This window comes from Pseudomonas kielensis (genome assembly GCF_014236655.1).
Lineage (GTDB): Bacteria > Pseudomonadota > Gammaproteobacteria > Pseudomonadales > Pseudomonadaceae > Aquipseudomonas > Aquipseudomonas kielensis.
This window is the reverse complement of the sequence record NZ_JACMYG010000004.1, coordinates 240,668-259,316: the sequence shown is the minus strand read 5'-3', so window position 1 is coordinate 259,316 and position 18,649 is coordinate 240,668. Positions and strand designations below refer to the sequence as shown.

Annotated in this window: 16 protein-coding genes; 5 read left to right on the top strand and 11 right to left on the bottom strand. The window is 63.1% G+C overall.

Annotation, left to right across the window (positions count from 1 at the left end; translation table 11 throughout):
• Nucleotides 1–65: 65 nt before the first annotated feature.
• Genes pqqC through H7995_RS06015 form a run of 4 tightly spaced genes read left to right on the top strand, consistent with a single transcriptional unit; the run spans nt 66 to nt 4,026 of the window.
• Complete coding sequence (gene pqqC, locus H7995_RS06030; RefSeq protein ID WP_185818120.1) at nt 66–818, top strand: pyrroloquinoline-quinone synthase PqqC; 753 nt, start codon at nt 66–68, stop codon at nt 816–818.
• Nucleotides 815–1,090: a pyrroloquinoline quinone biosynthesis peptide chaperone PqqD gene (gene pqqD, locus H7995_RS06025; RefSeq protein WP_166591273.1), complete on the top strand. Its 276-nt coding sequence runs from the start codon at nt 815–817 to the stop codon at nt 1,088–1,090. The genes pqqC and pqqD overlap by 4 nt, the downstream gene beginning before the upstream one ends.
• Nucleotides 1,062–2,231: a pyrroloquinoline quinone biosynthesis protein PqqE gene (gene pqqE / locus H7995_RS06020; protein ID WP_185818119.1), complete on the top strand. Its 1,170-nt coding sequence runs from the start codon at nt 1,062–1,064 to the stop codon at nt 2,229–2,231. The genes pqqD and pqqE overlap by 29 nt, the downstream gene beginning before the upstream one ends.
• The gene (locus tag H7995_RS06015; RefSeq protein ID WP_185818118.1) at nt 2,197–4,026 is read left to right on the top strand and encodes a S9 family peptidase; all 1,830 of its coding nucleotides are present in this window, start codon (nt 2,197–2,199) and stop codon (nt 4,024–4,026) included. Before pqqE ends, H7995_RS06015 begins: the two co-directional genes overlap by 35 nt.
• A 32-nt stretch (nt 4,027–4,058) precedes the next feature.
• Here H7995_RS06015 and H7995_RS06010 read toward each other — a convergent pair whose 3' ends face one another.
• The 3 genes from H7995_RS06010 to H7995_RS06000 form a co-directional block, all read right to left on the bottom strand.
• Nucleotides 4,059–4,217, bottom strand: coding sequence for a YqaE/Pmp3 family membrane protein (locus tag H7995_RS06010; protein ID WP_003228885.1), 159 nt, complete (start codon nt 4,215–4,217; stop codon nt 4,059–4,061).
• 229 nt (nt 4,218–4,446) lie between these two features.
• Nucleotides 4,447–5,721, bottom strand: coding sequence for an aspartate aminotransferase family protein (locus H7995_RS06005; RefSeq protein WP_185818117.1), 1,275 nt, complete (start codon nt 5,719–5,721; stop codon nt 4,447–4,449).
• Complete coding sequence (locus tag H7995_RS06000; protein ID WP_166591269.1) at nt 5,718–6,416, bottom strand: MOSC domain-containing protein; 699 nt, start codon at nt 6,414–6,416, stop codon at nt 5,718–5,720. Before H7995_RS06000 ends, H7995_RS06005 begins: the two co-directional genes overlap by 4 nt.
• A 101-nt stretch (nt 6,417–6,517) precedes the next feature.
• Between H7995_RS06000 and H7995_RS05995 the strand changes: the two genes are divergently transcribed.
• The gene (locus H7995_RS05995; protein WP_166591268.1) at nt 6,518–7,447 is read left to right on the top strand and encodes a LysR family transcriptional regulator; all 930 of its coding nucleotides are present in this window, start codon (nt 6,518–6,520) and stop codon (nt 7,445–7,447) included.
• Between the two features lie 234 nt (nt 7,448–7,681).
• Here the strand turns inward: H7995_RS05995 and H7995_RS05990 are convergent, their stop codons facing one another.
• From H7995_RS05990 to bioF, 8 genes are all read right to left on the bottom strand, one after another.
• Nucleotides 7,682–9,460: an acyl-CoA dehydrogenase C-terminal domain-containing protein gene (locus tag H7995_RS05990; protein ID WP_166591267.1), complete on the bottom strand. Its 1,779-nt coding sequence runs from the start codon at nt 9,458–9,460 to the stop codon at nt 7,682–7,684.
• 206 nt (nt 9,461–9,666) lie between these two features.
• Entirely contained in the window at nt 9,667–11,463 is a 1,797-nt protein-coding gene (locus H7995_RS05985; protein WP_185818116.1) for an acyl-CoA dehydrogenase C-terminal domain-containing protein, read from the bottom strand.
• A gap of 90 nt (nt 11,464–11,553) precedes the next feature.
• A complete protein-coding gene (locus H7995_RS05980) occupies nt 11,554–12,843 on the bottom strand; it encodes a GGDEF domain-containing protein (RefSeq protein WP_166591265.1) in 1,290 nt (429 codons plus the stop codon).
• Between the two features lie 211 nt (nt 12,844–13,054).
• Complete coding sequence (locus tag H7995_RS05975; RefSeq protein WP_166591264.1) at nt 13,055–14,860, bottom strand: phenylacyl-CoA dehydrogenase; 1,806 nt, start codon at nt 14,858–14,860, stop codon at nt 13,055–13,057.
• 272 nt (nt 14,861–15,132) lie between these two features.
• Nucleotides 15,133–15,813, bottom strand: a complete 681-nt coding sequence (gene bioD / locus H7995_RS05970; protein ID WP_182342649.1) for a dethiobiotin synthase — start codon at nt 15,811–15,813, stop codon at nt 15,133–15,135.
• Nucleotides 15,810–16,622 (bottom strand): malonyl-ACP O-methyltransferase BioC, encoded by an 813-nt coding sequence (gene bioC, locus H7995_RS05965; RefSeq protein WP_185818115.1) that lies wholly within the window; start codon nt 16,620–16,622, stop codon nt 15,810–15,812. Before bioC ends, bioD begins: the two co-directional genes overlap by 4 nt.
• Complete coding sequence (locus H7995_RS05960) at nt 16,615–17,346, bottom strand: alpha/beta fold hydrolase (RefSeq protein WP_166591261.1); 732 nt, start codon at nt 17,344–17,346, stop codon at nt 16,615–16,617. The genes bioC and H7995_RS05960 overlap by 8 nt, the downstream gene beginning before the upstream one ends.
• Nucleotides 17,339–18,517: an 8-amino-7-oxononanoate synthase gene (gene bioF, locus H7995_RS05955; RefSeq protein ID WP_166591260.1), complete on the bottom strand. Its 1,179-nt coding sequence runs from the start codon at nt 18,515–18,517 to the stop codon at nt 17,339–17,341. The genes H7995_RS05960 and bioF overlap by 8 nt, the downstream gene beginning before the upstream one ends.
• Nucleotides 18,518–18,649 lie beyond the last annotated feature (132 nt).

Sequence of the window (18,649 nt, the reverse complement as noted above, 5' to 3'; positions counted from 1 at the left end):
GAGCTTGCTCGCGAAAATGCCCGACCAGACCCCAACAGTCTCACGGATACCCCCGGAGAACCGCAATGACCGACACACCGCTGTCCCCCGCCGAGTTCGAAGCCGCGCTGCGGGCCAAGGGCGCCTTCTATCACATCCATCACCCCTACCATGTGGCGATGTACGAAGGCCGGGCCAGCCGCGAACAGATCCAGGGCTGGGTCGCCAACCGCTTCTACTATCAGGTGAACATCCCCCTGAAGGACGCGGCGATCCTGGCCAATTGCCCGGACCGCGAGATCCGCCGCGAATGGATTCAGCGCCTGCTCGACCACGACGGTGCGCCCGGTGAAGACGGCGGTATCGAGGCCTGGTTGCGTCTCGGCCAGGCCGTGGGCCTGGACCCCGAGCAACTGCGCTCCCAGGAACTGGTGCTGCCGGGCGTGCGGTTTGCCGTCGACGCCTACGTCAACTTCGCCCGCCGCGCCAGTTGGCAGGAGGCCGCCAGCAGCTCCCTGACCGAACTCTTCGCCCCGCAGATCCACCAATCGCGCCTGGACAGTTGGCCACAGCACTACCCCTGGATCGACCCGGCCGGCTACCAGTACTTCCGCACGCGCCTGGGCCAGGCCCGGCGTGACGTCGAGCACGGGCTGGCGATCACCCTGCAGCACTACACCACCTATGCAGGCCAGCAGCGCATGCTGGAAATTCTCCAGTTCAAACTGGACATACTTTGGAGCATGCTCGATGCCATGAGCATGGCCTATGAACTGAAACGCCCGCCTTACCACAGCGTGACCGAGCAACGGGTCTGGCACCGAGGAATCGCCTTATGAGTTTCGACCGCAGCAAGACCCCGACCTGGCGTCCCGGTTACCGCTTCCAGTACGAGCCGGCGCAAAAAGGCCATGTGCTGCTGTACCCCGAGGGCATGATCAAGCTCAACGAAAGCGCCGCGCTGATTGGCGGCCTGATCGATGGCCAACGTGACGTCGCCGCGATCATTGCCGAACTGGACAGCCGATTCCCCGGCGTACCCGAGCTTGGCGATGACATCGAGCAATTCATGGAGGTCGCCCGTGCACAGCATTGGATCGAACTCGGCTGATCCCGCGGCCCTGCCGGCCAAGCCTGAAGTCGGCCTGCCGCTGTGGCTGCTCGCCGAGCTGACCTACCGCTGCCCGCTCCAGTGCCCCTACTGTTCGAACCCGCTGGACTTCGCCGCACAAGGCCAGGAGCTGAGCACCGAACAGTGGCTCAAAGTGTTCCGCGAGGCCCGGGAAATGGGTGCCGCGCAGTTGGGCTTCTCCGGCGGCGAACCGCTGGTGCGCCAGGACCTCGCCGAGTTGATCGGCGAGGCGCGCAAGCTGGGGTTCTACACCAACCTGATCACCTCGGGCATCGGCCTCACCGAGCAGAAAATCAGCGACTTCAAAAAGGCCGGCCTGGACCATATCCAGATCAGCTTCCAGGCCAGCGACGAGCAGGTGAACAACCTGTTGGCCGGCTCGAAAAAAGCCTTCGCGCAGAAACTGGAGATGGCCCGGGCAGTGAAAGCCCATGGCTACCCGATGGTGCTGAACTTCGTCACCCATCGGCACAACATCGACAAGATCGACCGCATCATCGAGCTGTGCATCGCTCTGGAAGCCGACTTCGTCGAGCTCGCCACCTGCCAGTTCTACGGCTGGGCCCAGCTCAATCGGGTCGGCCTGCTGCCGACCCGGGAGCAACTGGTGCGCGCCGAACGCATCACCAATGAATATCGCGCCAAGCTGGAGGCCCAAGGGCATCCGTGCAAGCTGATCTTCGTCACCCCGGATTATTACGAAGAGCGCCCGAAAGCCTGCATGAATGGCTGGGGCAGCATTTTCCTGACCGTCACCCCGGACGGCACCGCGCTGCCCTGTCACGGTGCCCGACAGATGCCGGTGCAATTCCCCAACGTGCGCGAGCACAGCATGCAGCACATCTGGTACGACTCGTTCGGCTTCAACCGCTTTCGCGGTTACGACTGGATGCCCGAACCGTGCCGCTCATGCGACGAGAAAGAAAAGGACTTCGGCGGCTGCCGCTGCCAGGCCTTCATGCTCACCGGCGACGCCAGCAACGCTGACCCGGTGTGCAGTAAATCCGAACATCACGGCATGATCCTCAAGGCGCGCGAAGAAGCCGAGCACGCCACCCAGACCATCGAACAGTTGGCCTTTCGCAATGAACGAAACTCACGCCTCATCGTTAAAGGCTGAAGCCTTGAGCGCCCTCAAAGCCGTGTCCGCGGGGGTCGACTTCGCGGACCTGCAGGTGGGCGCACAGGGCCTGTTCTGGAATGAATATCGCCCCCAGGATGGCGCCTGCCGGATCTGGCACTGGCGCGAGCAGCGCGCCCATTGCCTGACTCCGCCCGGCTTCAGCGTACGCAGCCGGGTTTACGAATACGGCGGCGGCGCGTTTTGCCTGGGTGATGAGGCGCTGTTCTTCGTCAACGAGGCCGACCAGCAGCTCTACCGCCAAGCCCTGACTGGCGCAACACCCCAGGCATTGACCTCGGGCGAGTGCCGATACGGCGACCTGCAGTGGGCCAACGGCCAGGTGTTGGCCGTCGAAGAACAGGCCAACCAGCACCGCCTGGTGGCCATCACTGCCGAGGGTCAGCGCCAACTGCTGGTGGAAGGCGCGGACTTTTACGCCGCGCCGACGTTGAGCCCCGACGCCCGGCAACTGGCCTGGATCGAGTGGAGCCGCCCCCATCAACCCTGGACCGCCACGCGCCTGATGCTCGCCGAATTGAACACCGACGGCAGCCTGGCCCCACCCCGCTGCGTGGCCGGCGCAGACATCGAAGAGTCGCTGCAACAACCGCGCTTCGATGAGCGCGGGCGCTTGTATTGCCTGAGCGACCGCGATGGATTCTGGCAGCCGTGGGTCGACAGCGAATCAGGCTGGCAACCGCTGCCCAGTGCCGCGGCCGACCACGCTCCGGCGCCCTGGCAACTGGGGGGTTGCACCTGGTTGCCGCTGGACGACCAACGCTACCTGGCCAGTTGGACAGTGGCCGGGTTTGGCCGCCTGGGCCTGTGCTCAGGCCAGCAGGTCGAGGACTACACCGGCGATTACAGCCGTTTTCGCAACCTCGCACAGGATCCGCAGTTCATCTATTGCATTGCCGCCTCACCGATCAGCCCCTCTGCCGTGATCGCCATCGACCGCCAGAGCCACCAGGTGCAGGTCCTGGCCGGCGGCGTCGCGCTGTTACCCGCCGAGCAGATCAGCCAACCCCAGACCTTGCGCTACCCCAGCGGCAAGGGCGAGGCCCATGGGTTCTTTTACCCGGCCATCGGCAATGTGGAAAAACCACCGTTGCTGGTGTTCATCCATGGCGGGCCGACCTCGGCCTGTTATCCGATGCTCGATCCGCGCATCCAGTATTGGGCCCAGCGCGGCTTTGCCGTGGCCGACCTCAACTACCGCGGCAGCAGCGGCTACGGCCGAGCGTATCGGCAGGCCCTGCATCTGCGCTGGGGCGAGGTGGATGTCGAAGATGCCTGCGCGGTGGTGACGTACCTGGCCGGACAAGGCTTGATCGATGGCGAGCACGCGTTCATTCGCGGCGGCAGTGCCGGCGGCTACACCACCTTGTGTGCCCTGGCGTTTCATCAGGTGTTCCGCGCGGGCGCCAGCCTGTACGGGGTCAGCGACCCTGTGGCCCTGGGCCGTGCGACCCACAAGTTCGAGGGGGATTATCTGGATTGGCTGATCGGCGACCCCCTCGCCGACGCCGAGCGCTACGCCGCCCGCACCCCGCTGCAACACGCGCAGAACATCCAGGTGCCGGTGATCTTTTTTCAAGGTGAACTCGACGCCGTCGTTGTCCCGCAACAGACCCGCGACATGCTCAAGGCCCTGCAAGACAACGGCATCGCGGCGCAGGCTCATTACTACCCGGACGAACGCCACGGCTTTCGCAAGGCCAGCAATCAGGCCCATGCGCTGGAGCAGGAATGGTTGTTTTATCGCGAGGTGATGAAGCCGGCAAAGGGCTGATCGCAGCGCGGTTCACGCTGCGATCCACAGGTTTACCGCTTGGCGATGATGTACACCGCGTGAACGATGCCCGGAATGTAGCCACACAAGGTCAGCAGGATATTCAGCCAGAACGCGCCGCCGAACCCCACTTGCAGGAATACGCCCAGTGGCGGCAACAGAATGGCGATGATGATGCGAATGAAATCCATAGGGGCAGCTCCTGAGTAAGGTGGGCTGTGATCAGCCACACTCCTAATCGACCCTGGGCGTTGGCCAGGGTTCCGTAACCTTCCGGCCAGGTGCCACTATTGAGCCTCTTGCCAGCGAAGAGACCCAGATAGTGTTTGCGCAAAAAAAACGCCCCATGCCAAAAGGATCAGGCATGGGGCGATGCGTTATACCGCGAGACGGTTCGGGAATTCAGGTGTTGCGATCGCGTCAGACCGCGATGCCTTTGCGGCATTGCAATTGGGCGGTGCGCACCCGGGAAAAGGCGCGCGCCAGCCGTAGGAGCATTTCGTCGATGTTGGCCTGGCTGACGGTCAGCGCCGGGGTGAAGCGCAGGCAATCGGCTTGTGGGGCGCTGATCAGCAGGCCTTCGTACAGCGCGGCCTTGACCACGGCGTCGGCCGAGTCATCACTGAGCCTGAGCCCCCAGAGCAAGCCGTGACCGCACAACTCGCCGTGTCCGTAGCGATTGGCCAGGCGCGCCAGGCCTTCGTGCAGGTGTTGAGCGCTGTCACGCACATGCTCGAGAAAACCGTGATCGAGCACGCTATCGAGCACTGCCAGGCCGGCCGATGCCATCAAGGCATTGCCGTGATGGGTACCGTCCAGCTCGCCCGGTGCAAAACAGCAGGCGCTGCCCCGGGCCAGCAAGGCCGCCACCGGCACGCCGCCGCCGAGGCCCTTGCCCATGACCACAATGTCGGCACGCACGCCATACAGTTGCTCGGCCAGCAATCGACCGCAACGGCCCATGCCGGTTTGCACCTCGTCGAGGATCAGCAGAATCCCCAGCTCACGGCACAAGCGCTCGACACCCTTGAGGTAATGCTCGGTCGCAGGCAATACGCCCGCCGCCTGGATCGGCTCCAGCATGATGGCCACGGTTTGCGCATCCACCGCCGCGTGCAGGGCCGGCAAGTCGTTGAACGGCACACGATCGAAGCCCGGGAGCCGGGGCTCGAAGCGATTGTCCTGAGAGTCCGAGGCCGACAGGGCCGCGAAGCCATGACCATGGCAGCTACCGCTGGCGGTAATGATTCGCGAAGCCCCGCCGCGATGCAGCTGGCCCCATTTGCGCGCCAGCTTGATTGCCGCTTCACACGCCTCGCTGCCGGTATTGAGCAGGTACACCTGGTCGCTGCCGGTGCTGCTGCACAGCCGCTCGGCCAGGTTCAACTGGCCGCGATTGAGCAACCCCGAGCCAGGGTTGATCAGCGCCTGCGCCTGGGCCGCCATCGCCTTGACCAGTGCCGTGGGGCTATGGCCGAGGCTGTTGGCGCCGGCGCCCTGGGTAAAGTCCAGGTAGGCGCGGTCGGCGCTGTCCCACAGCCAGGAACCCTGGCCGCGGACGAAAATCTGCGGGGCTCGCTCAACACTCGGCATCAGGCACTCACTGGACAGGTTGTCGCTCCTTGCGGGTAACAAACGCTCGGCCGCCAGGTCATCCAGGCTCGGCTGCGGGCGACGCAGGTTGAACAGGTTCATGCGCGCAAGCCCTCCAGCGGCAAGCCCAGCAGGCGCGCAGTCCAATCCTCGACCCGCCCGCTGCGCAGACGTTTGATGGCGATATCGCGCCAGCGCGAAGACAGCGCCGGGCAATCAATCAGTTTTTTCAAACCGGCATGTTCCAGCGGCTCGCGATAAAAACTGCGTAACGCCCAGGCCACGGTCAGGCCGGGGTAACTGCGCTGGATCAGTTCGAACGGTTGCTCGGCGCTGACAAAGCCGGGCTTGAGCACGCGGTAGAACCAGCCGCAGCGCCCGGTGTCCTGGGCGAGCTGGGGCAGGATCGGCACCCCCCAGCGATGGCTCAGGCGGTAGCACGGCGAACGCGGCTGGCTGACCTGCAACAGCGCGCCACCCCAGCGAAACAGATCGCCCAGGCACACTTGCTCTTCACCCAGGCCGTGGGTCGAGAGGTTCTCGCCGAAGGCCGGCGCCTGCCAGTCGATCTGTGGATAACGTTTACGCCAGTACGCGTAGTGCTCGGCCGGGTAATGATGCAGGGCCCGCTCGGGACCGGTGTGAAAGCGCGGGTCGCCGTGCTCGTCACTGCCCAGGCCCTGCGGCCACAACCAGAGTCGATTGGCAATCCGCTCTTTGTCGGTATCGCTGATCAAACCCTGTCCCAGGTTTTTTGCCTTGCCTATGTAAACACCATCAACGTAAACGGTATTCATCGCGCTTTCTGGCCCTATAAGCCTTGTGAATGCGGTTAGACTAGGCTTCTGTGGGGCGCTGAGCCATTTCGATTTCCCAGCTTTTTCGATAAGAAATACTTATGGATTTTAAGCAACTGCGTTATTTCGTCGCGGTGTACGAAGAAGGCCATGTCGGCCGGGCCGCCGAACGCCTGTCGATCTCCCAGCCGGCGCTCTCGCAACAGATCCGGCAACTGGAACAGAACCTCGATGTGAGCCTGTTCGAGCGCAGCAGCAAACGGCTGCTGCCCACGCTGGCCGCGCATACCCTGTACAACCACGCCTTGCCTTTGCTTGATGGCATGCAACGGGCGCGCGAAGCCTTGGGCAACTTCAAGGGCCAGGCCTCGCGCACCCTGGCCATCGGCGTCCTGCAAACCGTGCACACCAGCCTGGTGCCGAAAATGCTCGAACGGGTACGCACGGCCCAGCCCCATTTGGTGGTGCAGATCTACGAGCTTACCGGGCTGGAGATCGAGCGCCGCCTGCTCAACGGCTCGCTGGACATCGGCATCAGCTATCTGCCGCCGCGCCAACCGGGGTTGCATGGCGTGCTGTTGTACGAAGACGAACTGACTCTGGTCATCCCCGTCGACCACCCGCTGCGTGAATTCAAGAAAGTCTCCATGAGTCAGGCTGCCGAGTTGCCGATGTTGTTGCTGGGCGAGGAGTTTCAGATCCGCCAGATCTGGCAGGGACAACTGGCCAGTCTCGGCCGCCGCCCACAGGTGCAGGCCGAGCTGAACAACATGGCGGGGATCCTCGACAGTTTGCCCCACACCCGGCTGGCGACGGTCCTGCCCGGACGCTCACAGCGCGAGCATGGCAACAAGGCGTTGCTGTGGAAACCGTTGAGCGAACCGCGGGTGCCGCTGAAGGTGGGATTGGTCTGTCGGGACGTGCAGCGTCAACAGGCCACCCTGGCGTTGTTGCGCAACCTGCTGGAGGATGTGATCAATGGCCCGGACGGGCGCCTGGCGAGCCCGACGGTCCTGGATGTCCAGGGTTGACGGGCAAAACATAAATCGCAGGCAAAAGAAAACCCCGCCGAAGCGGGGCTTTGCAGACTGTTTCCCTGACATCCATTTCACTCCGCCGTCCTGGCAGAATCCTACGTGTCCGTGTTGTTGCTTTGCGCTTCCTGCGCGACGTCCATGTGAGTAGATTAGCTGTGGATCCAATCTGCGAACAGGGGAGAACAGCAGCACGTCATGTAAGCAAATGCTTACATGCGGTTACATACCTCAGAACTGCGCGGCATCCAGCAGGAACAGCGACTCGCTACCGGCTTTGACCGAAGCGCTGAGCGAGTGGATCCGCGGCAGCAAACGGGCGAAGTAGAAGCGCGCAGTACCCAGCTTGCTGGCGTAGAACTCATCCTGTGTTTCCTTGCCCATCGCCGCCTTGGCCATCAGGGCCCACATGTAGGCGTAGGACACATAACCAAACACCTGCAGGTATTCGACCGACGCCGCGCCGATTTCGTTCGGATTGCCTTGCACCCGGTCCAGCAGCCAGGCGGTCAGCTCATCCAGCGTCTCCACCGCTCGGTTCAACGGCCGGGTGAACTCACCCAGCTCGGCGCCAGCGGTCGCGGTGAAATGACGAATCTCATCAGCGAACAGGTTATAGAGCGCCCCGCCGCTGCCCACGATTTTGCGCCCGACCAGGTCCAGCGCCTGAATGCCGTTGGTGCCTTCGTAGATCTGGGTGATGCGCACGTCACGCACCAGTTGCTCCTGGCCCCATTCGCGAATGTAGCCATGACCGCCGAACACTTGCTGGCCGTGAATCGTGGTTTCCAGGCCCAGGTCGGTGAGGAACGCCTTGGCGACCGGGGTCAGCAACGCCACCAGGTCTTCGGCACGCTTGCGGGTGGTTGGGTCTTCGCTGAACTTGGCGGTGTCCAGTTGCATCGCCACGTAGGTTGAGAAGGCACGGCCGCCTTCGTTCGACGCCTTCATGGTCAGCAGCATGCGCCGCACATCCGGGTGAACGATGATCGGGTCGGCAACCTTGTCCTTGTTCTGCGCGCCGGTTGGCGCACGGCTTTGCAGGCGGTCACGGGCGTATTCGACCGCGTTCTGGTAGGAGCGCTCACCGGTGGCCAGGCCCTGGATACCGACGCCCAGACGCTCGTAGTTCATCATGGTGAACATCGCCGCCAGGCCCTTGTTCGGCTCGCCGACCAGGTAACCCACGGCTTCGTCGAAGTTCATCACGCAGGTGGACGACGCCTGGATGCCCATCTTGTGTTCGATCGACCCACAGTTGACCGGGTTACGCGCGCCCAGGCTGCCGTCAGCGTTGACCATGAACTTGGGCACCAGGAACAACGAAATGCCTTTCGGACCCGCCGGGGCGTCCGGCAGCTTGGCCAGCACCAGGTGGATGATGTTCTCGGTCAGGTCGTGTTCGCCGCCGGTGATGAAGATCTTGGTCCCGCTGACCTTGTAGGAACCATCGGCCTGAGGCTCGGCCTTGGTGCGGATGATCCCCAGGTCCGTACCGGCATGGGGTTCGGTCAGGCACATGGAACCGGCCCAGACCCCGGCGTACATGTTCGGCAGATACTGGGCCTTCAGTGCTTCGCTGGCATGGGCGTTGATCGACAGGCAGGCACCGGCGGTGAGCATCGGGTACAGGCCGAACGACAGACTGGCGGAGTTGACCATTTCCTCGACCTGGGCCGATACGCTCTTGGGCATGCCCATGCCGCCGAACGCCGGATCACCCCCTACGCCGACCCAGCCCCCTTCAGCGTAAGTCTGATAGGCCTGTGGGAAACCTGCCGGGGTGGTCACGACGCCGTCGCTCCAGTGGCAGCCTTCTTCGTCGGCGGCCCGACTCAGTGGCGCGATGCTTTTGCTGGTGACTTTGCCGGCTTCCTCAAGGATCGCCTCGACGGTCTCGGCATCCACGGTGTCGGCCAGTGCTGGAAGTTCAGCCCAGAGCTTGGCCACCTCGAAAACTTCATTGAGGACGAAGCGCATATCGCGCAGGGGCGCTTTGTAGTCAGCCATGGCAAACCTCGTAATACGTGAAAGGTGATTCGTGGGGATCGGGATACAACCAGTGCCGGGAGTGTACCCGAACAACTTTTGCGACACATAGGGTCGACTCGTGACTTTTTTGTTATTTTTAGTCACTAAAGACCATCGCGGGCCATTCTCGCCCCTTCTCCCCCAGAGGTGCAGGGCTTGCCCGCGACGGGCTTAAACCACCACCGTCAAAGCGCAAACAGCCCTGCGGGCAGCTTCATCAGGCAATCACTGCCTGCCTGCACCGCTGCCCGGTGGGCCGCCGTGCGCGGCAGCAGACGCTTGAAGTAGAACTCGCAGGTGGCCAATTTGCCCTCACAGTAGTCGGCATCACCACTGCCCGCCTCCCGCTGTGCCTGAGCCACCAGCGCCATGCGCAGCCACAGGTAGGCGTGGATGATGTAACCGCTGTACATCAGGTAATCCAGCGCTGCGGCCCCCACTTCGTCAGGGTTCTTCAGCGCCGCCATGCCAACCTGGGTGGTCAGCTCACCCCACTGCTGATTGAGCCCGTCGAGCTGCGCTACATAGGTTTTGAGCTGTGGATGCTGGGCGTTGGCCTTACAGAACGTATGGACGATTTTGGTGAAACCACGCAGCAACTGGCCCTGGCTGCCCAGCACCTTGCGCCCCAGCAGGTCCAGCGCCTGGATGCCGTTCGTGCCCTCATAAATGGGCGCAATGCGGCAGTCACGCACCAACTGCTCCATGCCCCACTCGCGGATATAGCCGTGGCCACCCAACACCTGCATCCCGTGGTTGGTCACTTCCAGGCCGGTTTCGGTCATGAACGCCTTGCAGATCGGCGTCAGGAACGCCAACAGGTTCTCGGCGTCCTGGCGTTGGCCGGCGTCGCTGGACAGGTGCGCAACATCGAGCAATTGGGCGGTGAAGTAAGTCAGCGCCCGGTTGCCTTCGTTGAAGGCTTTCATGGTCAGCAACATGCGCCGCACATCGGGGTGGACGATGATCGGGTCGGCGACTTTGTCCGGGGCCTTGGGCCCGGTCAGCGCGCGCATCTGCAGGCGATCGTTGGCGTACTTGATCGCCCCCTGGAAACTCGCCTCCCCCAGGCACAAGCCCTGCATCCCGGTGCCGAGCCGAGCGTGGTTCATCATGGTGAACATGCAGTTCAGGCCTTTGTTCGCCTCACCGATCAGGTAGCCCGTGGCGCCGTCGAAGTTCAGCACGCAGGTGGCTGAAGCCTTGATGCCCATCTTGTGCTCGATCGACCCACAGCTGACCCCATTGCGCTCGCCCGCTTCGCCTTGGGCGTCGGGCAGGAACTTGGGCACGATGAACAGCGAGATGCCCTTGGTCCCGGCTGGCGCATCCGGCAGCTTGGCCAGCACCAGGTGGATGATGTTGTCACTCAGGTCGTGCTCGCCGGCGGAGATGAAGATCTTGCTGCCGGTGACCGCGTAACTGCCGTCGGCCTGGGGCACCGCACGGGTCTTGATGATCCCCAGGTCAGTGCCGCAATGGGCCTCGGTCAGGCACATGGTGCCGGTCCACTGGCCGGCCGTGAGTTTGCTCAGGTAGGTCTTTTTCTGCGGCTCGGTGCCGTGGGCGTGAATCGCCGACATCGCACCGTGGGTCAGGCCCGGGTACATGCCCCAGGAAGTGTTGCTGGAACCGACCATCTCGCTGATCACCAGCCCCAGGGAACTCGGCAGCCCCTGCCCGCCATACGCCGGATCCGCCGCCAGCCCATGCCAGCCACCCTCGACGTACTGGGCGAACGCCTGCTTGAAGCCCTTGGGGGTGGTGACCACGCCATTGTCGAAATGGCAGCCTTCTTCGTCGCCGCTGCGGTTCAGCGGGGCCAGGACGTTTTCGCAGAAGCGGGCGCCCTCTTCGAGGATCGCATTGACCATGTCCGGACTGGCATCGGCGGCCCCGAGCGCGGCGTAATTGGCATGGAAGTCAAACACGTGGTCGATCAGAAAGCGCATGTCGCGCAGGGGGGCTTTGTACTCAGGCATGGTCATTGCTCCGTCAGCAGATCCTTGTAACCTACTGCCGCGCGCCACCCCGGACAATCACCGTGCAGGCGCTGAATGCGCCATCATCACTCAATCCGTTGCACCCTCCATACGCACCGCGCCACGGCGGCTCTGCCCGAACGCCATCACGCAGTTTCGCCCGGCCCCCTTGGCGCTGTAGAGCGCCTGGTCGGCGCTTTTCAACACCTCTTCCGGCGTGCGCTGCTCCAGGCGCTCGGCGACCCCAATGCTCACCGTGACCGCCACACTGCAGGCACTGGCCCCGGAGCGGCGCTGCCGACCTTGTTGATCGTCCAGGGGGCGACTGTCCTGATTGCGCAACTGAATGTTGTAGCTGGCAATCGCTTCGCGGATCTCCTCCAGGTGCGGCAAACACTCTTCAAGGCTCCTGGCCGCGAACACCAGGGCAAACTCTTCGCCGCCATAGCGGTAGGCACGGCCACCGCCACCGATCTTCGACAGCTTGCTGGCCACCAGGCGCAACACCTGGTCGCCGACGTCATGGCCATGGGTGTCGTTGAATTTCTTGAAGTGATCGACGTCGCTCATGGCCAGCACGTAATTGCGTCCCAGCCGTTGCAAGCGCTCGTTCAGCGCACGACGCCCAGGCAAGCCGGTCAACTCATCGCGAAACGCCATCTGGTAGGCCTCGTGTGCCACTGCGGCGGCGATCATCAACATCACCTGGCTGCACATGATGTTCAGGGTAAACGGCAGGATGAACGTCTTGGGCAACATCCAGAACAGACCGAGCAGGCCCACCAGTTGGGCGGCGTGCAAAGGCCGGGGGTGGCGCCAGTACTGATAGGCCAGTAACACAAAGGCCGCAAGGAACAGCGGGTACGCCAGCTGGATCAAGCTCATCCAGGCACCATGCAGCGCCGGCCAACGGATTTCCGCCAGCCAGGCCTGCACGGCCTGGGGATAACTTTGCTCGAGGGCCAGGGCCACACTGCCCACGGCCAGCAGGACGGCGAACCGCGCGACCAGGTCCTGAAACAGGTGGGTCCGCTCCTGCCACGCGGCGAATGTCCCGTACAACACTGGCAACAGCAGGCAGCAGAGATGGAAGACCACCGCAGCGTCTTCCCGCACCCCGCCAAAGTCACGGTAGTAGTCGGTTTGGGTGTCGAGCAGAAAGTAGGCGATGTACACCGTGACCATCAGGAACAACTCACGCTGACGTCGATAAACCGCGCAGTACGCACCGCCGAGCAGCAGCACCAGGGTCGGCAGGACGTTGAACAACGAGGTGAAAAACACGTTGAGTTCCCTGACGTAAGCCACCGCGAGGCCTGCCAGCAGCAACAGCAACGACGGCAGGAAGTGACTCAAACGTACAGCAGAGGAACGCGACAAGGGTAAAGCTCCGGCCCGGCAAATTGATTGATGGCATTATGCCTTCATGCTGGCACGACAGTGCATGAAATGCACGGTCTACCGCTCTTTAACGGCTGCCACCTCGAACGGTTGAGGGCTCCTGGCCGGGGGGTTGTATCGCTTTATTACGGGCAAAAAAAAACCGCCCCACCCGAAGGTGCAGCGGTTTGTTGAAGGACGTGCCCGAGGCTTAGTAGCCCAGTGCGAAGTCTTCTTCTTTCATGTCCATCAGGTTGTTGGCACCCGACAGCATGGTTGCAACGTGGGTACGGGTACGCGGCAGGATGCGCTGGAAGTAGAAACGCGCCGTCTGCAACTTGGCGGTGTAGAACGCCTCTTCGGTAGTGCCGGCCGCCAGTTTTTCCGCGGCCAGGCGCGCCATGTCAGCCCAGAAGTAAGCCAGGCAGGCGTAACCGGAGTACATCAGGTAATCCACGGAAGCCGCGCCCACTTCTTCGCGGTCTTTCATCGCGGCCATGCCGACCTTCATGGTCAATTCGCCCCACTCTTTGTTCAGTGCTGCCAGCGGTGCCACGAACTCCTGGACCGCTTCGTTGCCTTCGTTGGTCTGGCAGAACTTGTGCACGATCTTGGTGAAGCCTTTCAGAGCCTCGCCTTGGGTCATCAGCACTTTACGGCCCAGCAGGTCGAGCGCCTGGATGCCGGTGGTGCCTTCGTACAGCATGGAAATCCGGCTGTCGCGAACGTTCTGCTCCATGCCCCACTCGGCGATGAAGCCGTGGCCGCCATAGATCTGCACGCCATGGTTGGCCGACTCAAAACCGACTTCCGTCATGAAGGCTTTGGCGATTGGAGTCATGAAGGCCAGCAGTGCGTCGGCTTTCTTCTTCTCTTCTTCATCCACGCCGTACTTGACGATGTCGACCTGCTTGGCGGTGAAGTAGACCATCGCACGGTTGCCTTCGGCGAACGCCTTCATGGTCAACAGCATGCGACGTACATCTGGGTGCACGATGATCGGGTCAGCGGCCTTTTCCGGGGCTTTCGGCCCGGTCAGGGAGCGCATTTGCAGACGATCGCGAGCGTATTTCAAGCCACCCTGGAAACCGATTTCGGCGTGGGCCAGGCCTTGCAGGGCGGTGCCCAGACGTGCGGTGTTCATGAAGGTGAACATGCAGTTCAGGCCTTTGTTCGCCGGGCCGATCAGGAAACCGGTGGCCTCGTCGAAGTTCATCACGCAGGTGGCGTTGCCGTGGATACCCATCTTGTGTTCCAGGGAACCACAGGTCACGGCGTTGCGTGCACCGATGCTGCCATCGGCGTTGGGCATGAACTTTGGAACGATGAACAGGGAAATGCCTTTGGTGCCAGCCGGTGCATCCGGCAGGCGGGCCAGTACGATGTGGACGATGTTATCGGCCATGTCGTGTTCACCGGCCGAGATGAAGATCTTGGTCCCGGAAACCTTGTACGAACCGTCGGCCTGTGGCTCGGCCTTGGTGCGCAGCATGCCCAGGTCGGTGCCGCAATGCGGTTCGGTCAGGCACATGGTGCCGGTCCATTCGCCGGAAACCAGCTTGGTCAGGTAAGCCTCTTGCTGCTCTGGCGTGCCGTGCTCGGAGATGGTGTTCATCGCGCCGTGCGACAGGCCCGGGTACATGCCCCACGACCAGTTGGACTCGCCAACCATTTCGCTGACTGCCAGACCCAGAGACTCCGGCAGGCCTTGGCCGCCGTGCTCGACGTCGTGCGCCAGGCTTGGCCAGCCGCCTTCAACGAATTGTTTGTAGGCTTCCTTGAAGCCCGTCGGCGTCTTAACGCCGGACTCGCTCCAGGTGCAGCCTTCGGTGTCACCCACGCGGTTCAGCGGAGCCAGCACCTGCTCACAAAACTTGGCGCCTTCCTCGAGAATGGCGTTAACCATGTCCGGGGTAGCGTCCTGGCAAGCCGGAAGGCTCTGATAGTGCGCTTCGTAGCCGAGCAGTTCGTCACGAACGAAGCGAATATCACGCAAGGGGGCCTTGTAGTCAGGCATAGCGATAAACCTCTGCTGATGTAACCGGGAATGAACGACCGCGATGATTTGTTGTGACGGTCAAACAGTTGTTTGAAACATACGTTTACGCTGAAATCTTGTCAAGCGTCGATCCTTCGCCGTTCGTCAACGTCTTCTGAATGACGCGCACGCCAAGGCGCACGGCCGATGCACAACGCATCACCGTGTGTCACAAAGATTAGTTGAAGGCGCCGCAATAGCCCGGCCCGGCAGCGTATCCATCACGCTGCCGGCCCGAGATCGAGTGCGAGCTAGTCGAGCAGGTCCAGCTGCAGGTGTTCGGCCACCGCTTCGGCGGTGACCACCTTGAGTTTCGGTACCCGTCCCAGACAAGGCGCGGGCAGTCGTTCGGCCAGGGTGGCGAGGTTTTCCTCCAGGCGCGAGGTTTTGGGTTCGATGATATTCGCCACCCATCCGGCCAGTTGCAGTCCGTCGCGGGCAATCGCTTCGGCGGTCAGCAAGGCGTGATTGATGCACCCCAGGCGCACCCCGACCACCAGGATCACCGGCAGGTCCAGGGCCATGGCCAGGTCCGACAGATTGTCCTGGTCGGCCAGCGGCACTCGCCAGCCACCGGCGCCCTCGATCAAGGTGAAGTCCGCCTGTTTATCGAGGATATGGCGCATCGGCGCCAGCAACGACTGGACCGTCAGCGCAATACCGGCCTCCCGCGCCGCCAGGTGGGGGGCGATGGCCGGCTCGAACGCCTGCGGATTGACCTCGGCGTAGGTCAGCGGCAGCGAACACTGCGCCAGTAACGCCAGTGCGTCGGCATTGCGCAGGCCCTTGGGTGTCACGTCGCATCCGGAAGCCACAGGCTTGCCGGCCGCCGTGCTCAAACCGGCCAACCGTGCGGCGTGCAACAAGCCGGCGGCTACGGTGGTCTTGCCGACATCGGTATCGGTGCCCGTGATGAAATACGCTGCGCTCATCGAGGTTTCTCCAATACGGCGTAGACCACCTGATACGTGGCCGGCAGCCCTTGCGCCTGACGAAACTGCTCATAGGCTGCGATCAAACCAGTGATGCGCGCCCGACCGGTCAGCCCACCTGGCCGACCCGGATTCAGATTATGCGCGCCCAGCGCTTTAAGTTCATGGGTCAAGCTGCGCACATCCGGATAATGCAGCACGTGGGCACACTGCTGCAGGTCCAGCACGTTCAAGCCGCTGGCCGCACACAACTGCTGATAACGGCTGAACTCACGGAACCGATTGACGTGCACCTGGCCGTCGACCTGCCGCCAACTGTCGCGCAACTCATACAACGTGCCGACGCACAGGCTGGCAAACGCCAACACGCCTCCCGGCTTGAGCACCCGATAGGCTTCACTGAGCACCGCGGCAAAATCGGCGCACCACTGCACCGCCAGACTGGAAAACACCAGGTCGCAACTGGCGTCCTGCAAGGGCAGGCGTTCGGCGTCTCCGGCAATGAAATGCTGCGCGCCCCCCAAGGGCCGGGCGTGCTCGAGCATGCCTTCGGCAATGTCCAGCGCCACTCCGGCGCCCGCCGGAAACGCCTCCCCCAATGCTCGGCTGAAATACCCGGTGCCGCAGCCCATGTCCAGCCAAACAGCGGGGACAAAATCTTCCGGTAGCCGACGCAGCAACGCACTCCCCACGTCGCGCTGCAACTCGGCCACGCTGTCGTAACTGGCCGCCGCGCGGGAAAAGGACGCCGCCACCTGGCGCTTGTCGGGCAAACCGCCGGGCAGGTTGGGAACAGACAAATCAGTCATCACCGCACTCGTGCAAAAAGGCCTGGATCGCCCCCGCCACTCCATGGGGGTCTTCCAGAAGAAATGCATGACTGGCCTGTTCAATCAGGCCAATTTCCACATCGGGTAGCAGGCTCAACAACTCGCCCGCAGCTTCGGCCGGCACCAACCCATCGAGGCCGGCGAACAGGTGCAACTGCGGCCCGCGAAAAGCCTGCAAGGCCTTGCGGGTGTCCAGTTGGGCGAGCAGTTCCAGGCCACTCATCAGCACCGCTGGTGCCGTATGGGGGGCGCCGCCCAACAACAGCCGCGACAGGCCGCGCGGGTCTTCGGCGCCCTGGGCACAGAGCAGGCTGAAGCGCTTGAGAGTGGTGCGTGGGTCGGCGCTGCACCCGGCCTGAAACCCATCGAACGTCTGCGCCGGCATGGCGCTGGACCACTCGGCATGGGCGACAAACGATGGATTGCTCGCCAGCGTCAGCAGGCCACAGCAGCGCTCGCCACGGCGTGCGGCCAGTTCTGCGGCAAGCATCCCGCCCAGTGACCAGCCGCCCAGCCAGGCGTCTTGCGGCACACTGGCGTCGAGCTCTTCGAGCCATTCATCAAGGTCGCTGGAATCCAGCTCCGGCAAGGGCTCGATCTCCACCCGCAGGTGTTCGTCGAGCCCTTGCAACGCGGCCGCCAACGGCTCCAGTGGAGAAATACCCAGGCCCCAGCCCGGCAACAGAATCAGACGATCACGCATGGTTCGCCGCCGCTCCCAGTTGCTGCACACAATCGGCCAGCCCCTCTAACAATAGCTGCACCTGTGCTTCGCTGTGGGCGGCAGTCAGGGTCACGCGCAACCGGGCGCTGCCGGCCGGTACGGTGGGTGGGCGAATCGCTGTGACCATCAATCCGCGCTCACGCAGCATCTGCGAGAATCGCAGCGCCCGCCCGGCATCGCCGATCATGATCGGCTGGATCGGCGTGGCGCTGTCCATCAGTTCCAGGCCAATCTGCTCGGCGCCCTGGCGGAACTGGCGGATCAGCACCTGCAAGTGCTCACGTCGCCAATGCTCGCTGCGCAGCAACTCCAGACTCTTGAGGGTCGCGCAGGCCAGCGCCGGAGGCTGGCTGGTGGTGTAGATGTAAGGACGAGCGAACTGGATCAGGCTTTCGATCAACGCTTCACTGCCAGCCACAAAAGCACCGGCCGTCCCGAAGGCCTTGCCGAGGGTGCCGACCAGAACCGGCACATCCTCCTGGCTCAGGCCGAAATGCTCGACGACCCCACCGCCATTGGCACCCAGCGGACCAAAGCCGTGGGCGTCATCGACCATCAGCCAGGCGCCCCTGGCTTTGGTTTCCCGAGCCAGGGCCGGCAGATCGGCGATGTCGCCGTCCATGCTGAACACGCCATCGGTGACCACCAGGGTATTGCCGGTGGCTTTCTCCAGGCGCTTGGCCAGGCTCACGGAATCGTTGTGCAGGTAGCGATTGAAACGCGCGCCCGACAACAGCCCGGCATCCAGCAACGACGCGTGGTTGAGGCGGTCTTCGAGCACCGTGTCGCCCTGCCCGACCAGCGCGGTTACCGCGCCGAGGTTGGCCATGTAACCGGTGGTGAACAGCAACGCACGCGGGCGCCCGGTCAGATCGGCCAAGGCCTCTTCGAGGGCGTGATGAGGTGTGCTGTGACCGATCACCAGGTGCGAAGCGCCACCACCGACGCCCCAGCGGGTCGCCCCGGCGCGCCAGGCTTCGATCACCTGTGGGTGATTGGCCAGGCCCAGGTAATCGTTGTTGCAGAACGCCAGCAACGGCTGGCCATCAACCACCACTTCCGGGCCCTGGGGGCTTTCGAGCAGCGGGCGCTGGCGATAAAGATTTTCGGCACGACGGGCCGCAAGACGCGCGGCGAGATCGAAAGACATGCAGACCTCGATTAGCGCTCAACCCTGTGGGAGCTGGCTTGCCTGCGATGACGGCGGCACATTCAGCATCAATGTGCCTGACAGACCGCTATCGCAGGCAAGCCAGCTCCCACACTGGACCGCACTTCGACA